General features: G+C 42.5%; 6 protein-coding genes. 1 reads left to right on the top strand and 5 read right to left on the bottom strand.

Translation table 11 applies throughout. From position 1 onward, the window contains the following. Positions 1-71 precede the first annotated feature (71 nt). Positions 72-6,437, bottom strand: coding sequence for a SpGH101 family endo-alpha-N-acetylgalactosaminidase (locus tag PG086_RS01875; protein WP_270747552.1), 6,366 nt, complete (start codon positions 6,435-6,437; stop codon positions 72-74). A gap of 268 nt (positions 6,438-6,705) precedes the next feature. Further along, positions 6,706-8,688 carry a peptide ABC transporter substrate-binding protein gene (locus PG086_RS01870; RefSeq protein WP_270747550.1) on the bottom strand — a complete coding sequence of 661 codons (1,983 nt, stop codon included), beginning with the start codon at positions 8,686-8,688 and terminating at the stop codon, positions 6,706-6,708. A gap of 249 nt (positions 8,689-8,937) precedes the next feature. Here PG086_RS01870 and rfbD point away from each other — a divergent pair, with 249 nt between their 5' ends. Next, complete coding sequence (rfbD, locus tag PG086_RS01865) at positions 8,938-9,792, top strand: dTDP-4-dehydrorhamnose reductase (protein ID WP_270747548.1); 855 nt, start codon at positions 8,938-8,940, stop codon at positions 9,790-9,792. 60 nt (positions 9,793-9,852) lie between these two features. Here the strand turns inward: rfbD and rfbB are convergent, their stop codons facing one another. From rfbB to rfbA, 3 genes are read right to left on the bottom strand one after another with little or no spacing between them, the layout of a single operon-like run. Further along, the gene (gene rfbB / locus PG086_RS01860) at positions 9,853-10,899 is read right to left on the bottom strand and encodes a dTDP-glucose 4,6-dehydratase (RefSeq protein ID WP_270747528.1); all 1,047 of its coding nucleotides are present in this window, start codon (positions 10,897-10,899) and stop codon (positions 9,853-9,855) included. 18 nt (positions 10,900-10,917) lie between these two features. Beyond that, positions 10,918-11,511 carry a dTDP-4-dehydrorhamnose 3,5-epimerase family protein gene (locus tag PG086_RS01855; protein WP_270747526.1) on the bottom strand — a complete coding sequence of 198 codons (594 nt, stop codon included), beginning with the start codon at positions 11,509-11,511 and terminating at the stop codon, positions 10,918-10,920. Then, on the bottom strand, positions 11,512-12,381 hold the full coding sequence (rfbA, locus tag PG086_RS01850; protein WP_033583813.1) for a glucose-1-phosphate thymidylyltransferase RfbA: 870 nt from the start codon (positions 12,379-12,381) through the stop codon (positions 11,512-11,514). Positions 12,382-12,401 lie beyond the last annotated feature (20 nt).

Below are 12,401 nucleotides of genomic sequence, written 5' to 3'. Positions count from 1 at the left end.
ACCAAGAGGTCCTCTCCGGCTGTTTGTTCTTTTTGATTCGAGTTGCTTTGAACTGCTAAAATCAAATCTCATTAATCTTCTTTACGTTTTGTCGCAAGGACTGCAGCAGATAAAGCGATGCTCACACTTGCCAAGAAGAGGGCTGCTTCTGAACCATGTTCTCCTGTAGCAGGAAGTTTCTCTTCTTTATCTTCCAGAGTTTTGGCATCAGCTACTGGGCTTAGAGTGAGCGGGTACTCAGGTTTTTCAACTGTTGGAGCTGCTTGATCTCCAGCAGTAGCCAATACACCTGTGTAGGCTGGTTTCTCGTTTACCAAGGCTTGAACCGCATTGACGCCACCTTTGAACTCAGGGACTTCATTTGCAGCCGCTAGGACCGCATTGGCTCCACCTTTGTATTCTGGTAATTCGTGAACCAAGGCTTCAACCGCATTAACGCCGCCCTTGAACTCAGGGACTTCATGTACAGCTGCTTCTGTTGCATTGACGCCGCCTTTGAACTCAGGTACATCAAGAACTGGTGGTTGTTCTTCTCCCTTGCTACTTGTTGGAGCATCTGGTTTCGTAGCAGAATCTTTTAATTGGTTGAGATAGTCTGCGAAGTAGGCCACCATTCTTTCCGTCAAGAGATGGTTATCCGTCGCATATTTCATGCTTGCCTGAACGCTAGCTACTTCCTCTTGATTGTCTTTGTCTGTTAATTTCTGCGCCTTAGCCAAAGCTGCTTCATAGCCAGACATGTCAAGCTGTGTTTCTGCTACCTGTGGACGGGTAAAGATGAGTTCCGCTGCAGATTGGTATTTATCGCCACCATCTCCGTAAGTCTTGGTACCTGTAAGGACAATTTTCTTAGCCTTGATTGTCTTGCCAAAGTCAATGTCTTTTGGCTTGTTGTTATCTGGCCAATCTGTCACGGTGAAGGTATGTTCTTTACCAGACTCATCTGTGACAACCAGTTTCACATCACGCAAGTTACCATTTGAACCTGATCCACGTGGAACATAGCGAAGTCCAGTGATTTCAGTTGGTTCTTTCAAGACCATGGTTGCAGGCTTGCCTACATCTCCACCATTCCAAGATGTATGCCATAGACTAGACACATTGCCATCAAAGGCATTCTCAATACCTTCACCTGGTTGAGCTGGCGCATCCAAACTTTCAAAGTCTTCTGCTACCAAGGCTGTCTTCTTCTGAACCAAAGCATTCTTCAGAGCTTCAATCTTGGCAATCTCTGCACGCGCTTCTTCCACGCTAATGTCATCATCTGCCTGACTGAGGTTAAAGACCGCCTCTTTCAAAGCATCCATAGACTCTTTCGTATAGTTAGTCATGGCAACCGTTGGCAAGTAGTTCTTGAGAGCATTTTCTGTCAACATCTTGCCTGTTAGGGTAATTTCTTCAATGTGAAGATTGTCCATCATGAAGTCGTTGTAACCACGGAAGTTGGCATTTCCGCCAGCATCTCCACGAGTATTGCTTGCATTTCCAGTTGAGTAGATACCTACCCAAGTATCGCCTGTTTCTGCACCTGTTACGAGGAAGGTTGCCTTCTTGGCTTTCTTAGAATCTGTCCAAGTATTTGGCAATTCATGCATTTCCAAGTTGCTTGCTTGAGTACCACGACGACCTGACTGGAATTCTCCCTTACCAACTACAAAAGCATAGGTATTGTCTGATCCAGCTTCGTATTCAAAGGTTACACGGTAGGTCTTACCAGATTCAAAGCGGAAGTTTTGTGGGATGGTTTGGTAAACCAAGTTACGACGGCTAACCAGTCCATTGGTCTTGAGTGACCAATTTCCATCGATAACATCATCAACTTTCTTACCGTTCCAACCACGTTGTGTATATGGATCATGCTTTTCAGACAAGTGAGTGCGGTTGTCTTCAACACCTTCGACACCGCCCACTACGAATGGGAAGATACCCTGAGCAACATTTTCAAAGTCTTGCTTGAAGGTTCCTTGACCTGTATCGTGCTTGTCCCCGTACATGCTTGAATTATTTTCAAAGGTACGAATTTCATCAAAGTAAGTTGCTTCATCACCAGCTTCACGACTCAAAGTAAGAGTAACGTTTGATACGTCTGATCCAGTTGTAAAGAAGGCATACATGTTTTGGAAGTAACTTGTATCGTCAACTGTAGCATTTTCACGACGATTGTTATGAGCATAAGCTTTGATATAGTTGAGTGCGAGTGACTTATTGGTATAAGTAGTCACTTCTTTCTCGCCAGTATTCACTGTGATACTTGCCTTAGCATTACTACGGTTATCGACACCAACATAAACCGCATACTTGGTATTTGGTTTCAAGCCAGTCAGTTTCTGAGTAAGACTGACCTTGCTCTTATTGCCTTGGATACGAAGCATTTCATTTGCGCCTTGTGATTTGACAATTTCTGCCTTGGAAGCATCACCAGAAATGGTCCAGTGTTTCAAGGTACCGCTGTTAAATCCTTGGTCATAGATATGCATGCCTTCGCTCCATGACATTTCAGGATTGGTTTGTTTTGAACGGTAGAGAACGTATGGTTGATTTGCTAGAAGGTCTAGGGTAATCTTACCATCTTTTACAGTTAGTTCTTGCTCTTCTGTCTTACCTTGGTCAGTTAGCTTGTAAAGGTAAACCTTGCTATTTGCCCAATCGCTTGGAAGTGTCCAAGTTGTTGCACCAGCCTGCGTATTGAAGTAGTACATCTTTTCCTTATCAGTAGGAAGTTTCTTACCATTTGCATCCCAGTTCCAAGGAGTCAAGTAAGCTGAGCCATCTTGGATGACACGTCCGTTGAGCGTTACTGTACGTTCGCGGTATTGCGGGCTATTGACATCGTTTGACTTACGAGTCACAACAACCTTGTTACCTGCCGCATCGACTAGCTCAACCTTCATTTCTGGAGTCCATTTATAGGTGCTACCGTTATCAGACATGGTAACTGGTTTACCATTTTCCCATTTACTTACAGTGAAGTGTTGGAAGTACTTAGTCATGACGTCATGGGCAAAGAGGTTAGTCACGTAGCCATTGTAGTCACTTCGTCCTTGCCAGCCTTCAAAGTCTTTCATGCTGTAGCCACCTAGAAGTGGGTAGTTGGCTGCACCACCATAACTTCTGTAGTCCCCAACCCAAGAATCTTTTTGGTGGTTGCGGATAAAGCGGGTGATAGCACTGTTGATACCTTTATTAGTGTAGCCACCATAGGTCAAGTCAGCTGCCCAGTGTTGGAAGGTAGAGTCGTATTCACCACCATGACCCCACTCGATCGCAAAGCGCCAGCCTTGTTTATTAATTTCTTTAGCAAGAACGTGGGTAGCCCAGGCACCGTTATCACCCGATTGACCATTGCCCCATACGTCCACATAGATAAAGTCGAGACCTTCACCAAGTTTTTTCTTCAAGTCTTCCCAGCGAGCCAAGCGTCCATGTGCTAGGTCATAAGCAGCATCAATGTTGATACCTTGGTCTAACCAGTTCCAACCATAGCTGTAGCTTCCATCTGGATTCTTACGAAGAATATTTTCATTGAAGTATTTAGATTCAGGATAAGTCTCAGAAGCGTTCACGTGGATACCAAGATGAGCTCCATATTTCTTCGCTTTTTCAATCAAGGTCTTGAAGTCTTCAACACCACCAATACGTTTACCAATATCAGCATAGTTCAAGTGTCCAGAGTCATGACCTTCACTACCATATCCTTTAAGGAGAACACCTTGCCCAAGACCATCTGTGTGGAGATTGATTTTCTTGATACCATCCAAGGTCATGAGGAACGGGTTTTGTGCTTGTGAACCAAAGTTCATCGCGATACGGTAAGCTGTAATATCCTTAACTTTTTCCCAACCTTGAGGGTTGTTCATAATGCTACGATAAGCAATGGCACCATCTTGCCAATCGACTTTATTGTCTGCATTGGCGTCTTCGGTGATAACAACCTTGGCACTTGGAAGTTCCTTAGTATACTCTGGGAAGACAATGCCCTTATAAGCTTTTTCCCATTGCCATTCAGAGCTATGAATTCCGACATAGTTAGCATTCCCGACTGTTTCCTTGTAGGCTGTCAAGCGGGTCCAGTCATAAGAACCTCCACCGTAGCTGTTTTGAGAGTTACTCCAAACACCTGCAGCAAGCTTATCTGTAGAAACAAATCCATACATGTAACCCTTAGCCAAATCTTTCATTGGATTGGTTACATCGATATGATCATCTCCGCTGACATGCGTATTGTTTGACATGGTTGCCCCATCAAACTTAGCACCAGCTTGATCACTTGAAACAGACACTAAAGCATTGCCAAGGAAACTAATGGAAGAAAGCAGTTTTCTTTCATCATCAATCTTTTGACCTGGAGTGACTTGATTGTGGTTGACAATCTTGGTCACATCAAAGTGCAATTGATTGTCCACAACTTGCAAGCGTACTGTCATTTCCGCATTGATAAGATTAGCATCATCGCGAAGCTTCATCAAGTACTCTGCTGTTGTCTCATTGATTTTTTTGTAGGTAACTTCAGGGGTGACTTCGTGTTTGTTGATAAATACTTTATTGAACTGTTGCACCTGTCCTGGCAAAGTATGACCATTCAGCGTGTATTCTTTGACACGAGGGAAGGCTTGGTCAATCACTGCCTTGAGGACCTTGGACTGGATCGTATCATAAGTCACCTTGCTATCGTCAACAACTGGACCTGTTTCTTTCTGGGCAGGAGTATCATCTGCTTTTACACCTTCTTGATTGTCTGTTTTAACGCTGACAACTGTACGCTCATTGCCATAGGAACCAGCTTTTAGGACGATTTTCTTCTCATTTTTGAGAGTTTCATTAACAGCTGCTGGCAAAGTGACCGTATCAAAGAGTTTCTCATCATTATTCGTTGCATTGAGTTGTCCATCTGACTTGAGGGTAATTGATAGGCGGTTAATTGATCCTGTCTCAGGCGCTGCTACACGGCCCCCCTTATACCAGGTGCTATCGGTTGGAGATTTATACTCCCAGAACCAGCCATCTTTGTCATAACCAACAAAAACATTGTTCTTGGTATCTTTAAATTTCAAGAAGACACCAAAGCGTGATTTGCCCTTTTCAGAATCATCTTTGAAGGTTAAATCAACCGTCGCATTTCCATTAGCATCAACTGTCAATCCTTGTTTTTCAAACAAGGCTGGTTTATCGCCATTGTCGTTCTGTGCAGTTGAGGACAATTGATTGTAGCGGACACCTTTTTCTTCACGAACCGTAACTGTTCCTTGTTGCTCTTTATTCGCTACTGTTTGCCATTCAGGGGTTACTGTCTTAGGTGTTTCAGGTTTAGCAGCTGCAGGTTTATCCTCTTTTGGTTTTTCTTCAGCCGGTTTTTCTTTCTCTTCCAAGTCTGCTGGTTTCACACTTGAAATTCCCTGCATGTGGTCCTGGATCCATTTTAGCTGAGCTGGTGAGAAGAGAATGCCTCCGCTCCGTTTTCCAACTACACCATTTTGATGAACACCGACTAGTTTGCCTTCTGTATCAAAGATACCGCCGCCACTAGCACCCGGTTTTCCTCCTTGGTAACCAATCCCTTGGACACCCTCTCCGTATGATTCCGCAAAATCAACTGTAGTATTGACAATCGGATTCAATTTCCCTTCTGGATAACCAAAGACATGGAGTTTATCTCCGATTTTCTTAACTACTGGCTTTTTGGTTACTTCAACAGGCGTATTTTCTAGAACTGTACGCAATCTCACAAGGGCCAAATCATTTTTGAAGCCCTTCAGGTAGCCTTCACGATCCCAATGAATAATATCTTTCTTGCTAAACTTGACATCTGGCAATCCTGGATAAGAGATACTATAGATATCTCCATCCCCTTGATCATTGTCCACAACCTTACGGATATTGCCGTCTTGGCTATCCTTGATAAAGTTATGAGAAACCGTCAAGACAAGGTCTTTAGCAACGACAATACCGCTACCTTCTCCTGATGGCGTCTTAATCTTAACAGTCGCACCGTAGTTTAATTCCCCATTGGTCGTTTTAGCCACATCTTCTGGGACGAGCTTTCCAGTATCTTGGGCCAATTGATCCTTGTCAACTTCGCGCCCATTGTCTTCAGCTTTCTCCAATTTATCTTCTAATTCTTTTGGCAAATTGCTTGGCTTTTCAGACTTTTCTTTTTCTTGAGCCAACAACTCTTCTTCTGTTTGAGGGCCTTCTGTAGTCTCAGCTAAACCAGGATTCTGAGTGGCAGCTTCCTTGTCAAAATCGTGCCCCTCATCACTAGCCTTCTTATCCAAATCAGCTAGTTCACTTGGCAAATTATCTGTTGAACCAACCCTTGCTTGATCAGCCAAAACTGGGGCAGTCGCAAAGAAAGTCGCTCCAATCATCACCGAAGCTACTCCAAGCGTAAACTTACGAATACTGAACTTACAGCGTTTTTCAAAAAAATGTTTATCCATAAACTCCTTAATCCTTTCACTTCACAGTAAGCGTTTACATTTCTTTTTTTAAAAATACTCCTTTCTCTGAAAGTACCGTGCTTAACTGTCATAAATAAAAAAATAATTATGCTTTTAATATAACAAATAATATCTAAGAAAGCAATAGGAAAAAGGAAAATTCGCAAAAATTTCTCAAGATACCCCAAATTTAAAAGCTTGCTTTAAAGATATAAAAAGGACTTAGCATCCAAGAGGAATACTAAATCCTTTCTCATATCCTGCAAAATTATTTCACATGGTTTGCGAGGTCTTCTTGAGCCTTCTTATTAGACTCTTCTTTTTCTTTCAACCAGTTTTCTTGAGCTTTTTGGTACTCTTCTGTTGTTACCGCCTTATCTTGTACATCTAGGTATTTATACAAGAGGGCTTCGCTCATACCCTTGTTACCAGAGTATGCAAACGGAAGTGTAAATGGTACCATCTTAGACAACATTGGACGACCAGTTTGAGAAGTTGTTGGGATGATCAAGGCACTATCTGTCAACCAAGCTTGGGCAGCAGCATATTTTTCATAACGTTTTGAAACGTCAGTAGTTTCTTCCCCAGCTTCCACAACCATTTTTTCGTAGTCTTCCAAACCAACTTGCTTGGCAGCAGCGTTGTTTGTTCCTGAGTCAAATCCTAGGTAAGTCTTTGTATTTTCCCCTACAGATGGTTTGATAATATCAAGGTAGGTAGAAGGGTCTGCAAAGTCTGGAGACCAACCCACATTATCTGAGATATCCCAGTCTTCTCCAGCAGCAGTTTCAGCAAAGTAAGTGATGTTCAAGACATCGTCTTTTTGAAGTTGTTGGATATCGACAACCACATTATCAGATCCTAAGTTTTCTTCAACTGACTGTTTAAAAGATTGGACACGTTGAACTTTTGTTGTATTGGTTTGGTCTACAGGCATATCCAAGTGGATTGGGAATTTCACACCTTCCGCTTGAAGAGCTGTCTTAGCTTTAGCAAACTCTGCTTTGGCCTTATCTGGGTTGTAGAGTCCATCTTGAGCATCATCCAAGTTCACGTTGCTCCACTCGTCACCATAAGTCACCAATTTTTCTTTGACCATTTCGCCAAAGTTCTTTCCATCTGCCTGTACAAATGTAGGAGGAACAAACAAGTTACGAAGCAGTTTAGTTGCCCCGCTTGCACCATTTACTTGAGAAGCGTAGGCTGTTCTGTCAAAACCAAATGCAATAGCTTGACGGAAGTCCTTATTCAAAAGGGCCTTCTTGGTTGATGCTTTTTCCTCATCTGTTGTCTTAGAGGTGTACTTATAAGACTGGCGATCGATATTTGTGCCTACTAAATAAGTAGTAGAATCTTGTTGGGTATAAACGATATTGTCTTTAAATGCCTTTTCAGTCTCTGTGTAGCTAGCGCTTGTTGGGAAGAGACGAGCCATTGTAAAGCTACCGTCTTTGAAAGCTTCAGTTGGTTTGTTGGTATCTTGTCCATCCCAGAATGATAATTTAACCTTATCGATATGGACATTGTCCTTATCCCAGTAGTTAGGATTTTTCGCAAATTCGACAGAAGATTTAGCAACAATTGATTTGAGTAAGAACGGACCATTGTAGAGAATACTGCTTGAATCAGTTCCCTTAGCGAAGTCATCCCCTTTAGAGTTCAAGAACTCTTCATTTACTGGGGCCAAAACTCCCATCGTTGTCTTAGAATTCCAGAAGCTTTCTGGCTTGTTCAATGTGTACTGAACTGTATAATCATCAAGGGCCTTGATTCCTACTTGAGAGAAGTCTGTAATTTCTCCTTTAACGTAGGCGTCCAATCCTTTGATTGATTCTTGAACTAAATAAAGACCATCAGATTTTTTATCAGCAGCATATTTAAGTCCTGTTACAAAGTCTTGAGCCTTAACTTCTGCGTATTCCTCACCTTCAGAGGTATACCATTTTGCATCCTTACGAAGCGTATATGTGTAAGTCAAGCCGTCCTTAGATACAGACCAATCCTCAGCCATAGATGGTACAAAGTTACCATAGCGGTCATTTTCGAGCAAGCCATCGATAACGTTGCTCGTGATATTTGCTGTAGCTGCCTTACCAGTTGTCAAATAGTTTAGGTTATCAGGATCCGTTTCATAAATGTATGAGAATGTCTTCTCACCTTTAGCACTTGAACCAGATCCAGAGCACGCAGCCAGAGTACCAGCTGCCAATAATGTCACACCCGCAAGGGCAAGTAATTTTGAACTTTTCATCATTTTCTCCTTTAAAATTTACATCCCATTATAGACCCTTTTCAGAAAGTTGTCAACAGAATTTTCAGAATTTTTGAATGATTTTAGCATTTTCTGAAAAAATTTTTTTGATAGATAGCCATAGTATTAAATTCCAATTTGTATAACTTACGATTTCCAAAATACAAACGGTCAAACCAAAGGTAAAAATCAGATTTTTTATCATTTTTTTGCTATGATTAACATAGAAGAAAAGCTGAGGAGGAGACAATGATATTAATTACAGGTGCAAATGGTCAGCTCGGTACCGAACTACGTTATTTACTAGATGAACGAAATGTGGACTATGTTGCAGTGGATGTGGCCGAAATGGATATCACTAATGCTGAAATGGTTGATAAAGTCTTTGCTGAGGTCAAGCCAACTCTAGTCTATCATTGTGCAGCCTACACTGCTGTTGATGCGGCAGAAGACGAGGGGAAAGAACTGGATTTTGCCATCAACGTAACTGGAACTGAAAATGTAGCCAAGGCCTCTGAGAAATACGGAGCTACCCTGGTCTATATCTCGACAGACTATGTCTTTGATGGAAAGAAACCCGTCGGACAAGAGTGGGAAGTCGGTGACCTACCCGATCCGCAGACAGAGTACGGGCGTACCAAGCGAATGGGTGAAGAACTCGTTGAAAATCTTACGTCACAACATTACATCATCCGCACTGCTTGGATCTTTGGAAATTATGGCAAGAACTTTGTCTTTACCATGAAAAATCTTGCCAAAACCCATAAAACTCTCACTGTAGTTAACGACCAACACGGTCGCCCAACCTGGACACGTACCTTGGCTGAGTTCATGACCTACTTGACTGAAAATCAAAAAGAATTTGGCTACTACCACTTATCAAATGACTCCACTGAAGATACCACTTGGTATGACTTTGCTGTCGAAATTCTTAAGGACAGTGATGTTGAAGTAGTACCAGTAGACTCCAGCAAGTTCCCTGCTAAGGCTAAACGTCCCCTCAACTCAACCATGAGTTTAGCCAAAGCGAAGGCGACAGGTTTCGTCATTCCAACCTGGCAAGATGCCCTTAAAGAGTTTTATAAACAAGAAATAAGAAAATAAAAGTTTACGACATACATAAAAAGCAAGAGAACTCAAAGTCTCTTGCTTTTTAGTATCTGATTACTTAATTACTTTTTGCGTCTTGGCATAGTTAGCCTCGACGGCTTCTTTTTCAGATTTCCACCATTCTTGGTTGTCTGTGTACCATTTGATGGTCTCTTTGAGACCTGCTTCAAAATTGGTAAACTCTGGCTTCCATCCTAGTTCATCACGGAGCTTGCTAGCGTCGATGGCATAGCGGAGGTCGTGACCCGCACGGTCTGTCACATGATCATAAGCATCAGCTGGTCGCCCCATCTCCTTGAGGATGAGTTCTAACACTTCTTTGTTGTTCTTCTCGCCATCCGCACCAATCAAGTAAGTTTCACCGATTGTACCTTTTGTCAAAATTGTCCAAACACCTGAAGAATGGTCATTGGTATGGATCCAGTCACGGACATTCTTACCTTCACCATAGAGTTTTGGCTTGATACCGCTCAAGATATTGGTGATTTGGCGCGGAATGAACTTCTCAATATGCTGGTAAGGACCATAGTTGTTTGAACAGTTCGAAATCGTCGCTTTCACGCCAAAAGAGCGAACCCATGCTTTGACAATCAAGTCTGAAGCTGCCTTTGTTGATGAGTAAGGCGAGCTGGGATTGTACTTGGTTTCAGCTGTAAACTTCTCACCTGGACCTTCTCCATGACCTGGCAAATCTTCACGCAGAGGCAGATCCCCATAGACTTCGTCAGTCGACACATGGTGGAAACGAAGATCATATTTACGAGCTGCTTCCAATAGAGTGTAGGTCCCGATGAAGTTAGTGTAGATAAAGGGGCTCGGGTCATTGAGCGAGTTGTCATTATGACTTTCTGCCGCATAGTGAACGATCGCATCCGCTTCAGCTGCCAGCTTGTCTACCAAGACTGCATCAGCAATATCTCCAACAACCAACTCAACGCGGTCGCCTAAAATTTCTTCAATATTAGCACGATTACCTGCATAAGTCAGTTTGTCCAGCACTGTCACATGGACGTCTGGAAAGTTCTTGTAAACATAATGAACAAAGTTAGAACCGATAAAACCAGCTCCACCTGTCACGATGATATTTTTGTATTCAGTCATTTTTATTCCTTAACCTTTTTACAAATCTTCTTTTCTTAGTGGTTTGACATCCTTAAGTAATGGATGATGTTTATCTGCTTTCGAAACTTCTGCTTCTGCTAGATTTTCCCACTGGATTCCCAAAGCTGGGTCTGCATAGTTGACAAAAGCATATTTAGGCTTGAGTTCAAGTGCCCAGTAGTCATTGACCAGATAGCTATAAGAAACTGTATCCGAGAGTACTTGGAAACCGTTGGCTACGCCACGAGGGACAAAGATTCCCTTACTTGCATCAATCTCGGTCTGATAAACATTTCCAAAAGTCTCACCCTCACGCAGGTCCACCCAAGATCCTAGAACCTTGCCACCATCTGCTACTGAGATATACTTGTCCCAAGGTTCAGCATGGAGGCCTCGGAGAACATTTTTGCGAGAAAAGCTGACGTTATTTTGCAGTTTCCCTTCAGCAAAGAAGCTTTCAGGAAAGCCAAGTGGCACCATCTTTTCCTTCTGGAAATTTTCCTTAAACCAGCCACGATTGTCACCATGAACTGGAATGTCAAACTCTAACAAACCTGGAATGGCATCAATCTTGCGCACTGCAAGTGTTTTGCCGAAAAAATTATCTGTCATCTAGATTTCTCCAATCAAACGAAGCAAGTATTGCCCATATTCATTCTTTTTAAGTGGCTGCGCCAACTTCAGCACATCTTCGCGGCTGATATAACCCATTCGGTAGGCAATTTCTTCTAGGTTGGCAACCTGAACATTTTGCATCCTTTGAACCGTTTCGATATATTGGGATGCTTCTAACAGACTCTCATGCGTCCCTGTATCCAGCCAGGCAAAACCACGTCCCATAAGCTCAACAGACAAATCCCCACGTTTCAAATAAGCATTGTTAACATCTGTGATTTCCAACTCGCCACGAGCGCTTGGTTGGATATGTTTGGCAATCTCTACAACATCATTATCATAGAAATAAAGACCTGTCACTGCATAGTTAGAGCGAGGATGCTCCGGTTTTTCTTCTATGGAAATAGCATTCATGTCTGTATCAAACTCGACCACACCAAAACGCTCTGGGTCCTTCACTTGATAACCAAAAACAGTCGCACCTTTCTCTTTCTTGGCTGCCTTTTGAAGCATTCTGCTCAAGCCAGGTCCATGATAGATATTATCTCCCAAGATCAAAGCAACACTATCGTCACCGATAAATTCTTCACCAATAAGAAAAGCCTGAGCAAGTCCATCTGGACTTGGCTGTTCCGCATAAGAAAGTTTAATCCCAAATTCGGAACCATCCAAGAGCAGATCCTTAAAGCGGGGTAAATCCTGTGGTGTTGAGATGATCAAAATGTCCTTAATCCCAGCCAACATCAAGGTTGACAAAGGATAGTAAATCATAGGTTTATCATAAACCGGCATCAGCTGTTTTGACGCAGCTCGTGTAAGAGGGTACAGTCGGGTACCTGAGCCACCCGCAAGAATAATACCTTTCATAATAGAATAACCTTTCTTCG

Source organism: Streptococcus halitosis (genome assembly GCF_027691175.1).
In the GTDB taxonomy this organism is placed as follows: Bacteria; Bacillota; Bacilli; order Lactobacillales; family Streptococcaceae; genus Streptococcus; species Streptococcus halitosis_A.
The sequence above is the reverse complement of the archived record's forward strand: the minus strand, read 5'-3'. Positions and strand labels throughout refer to the sequence as shown.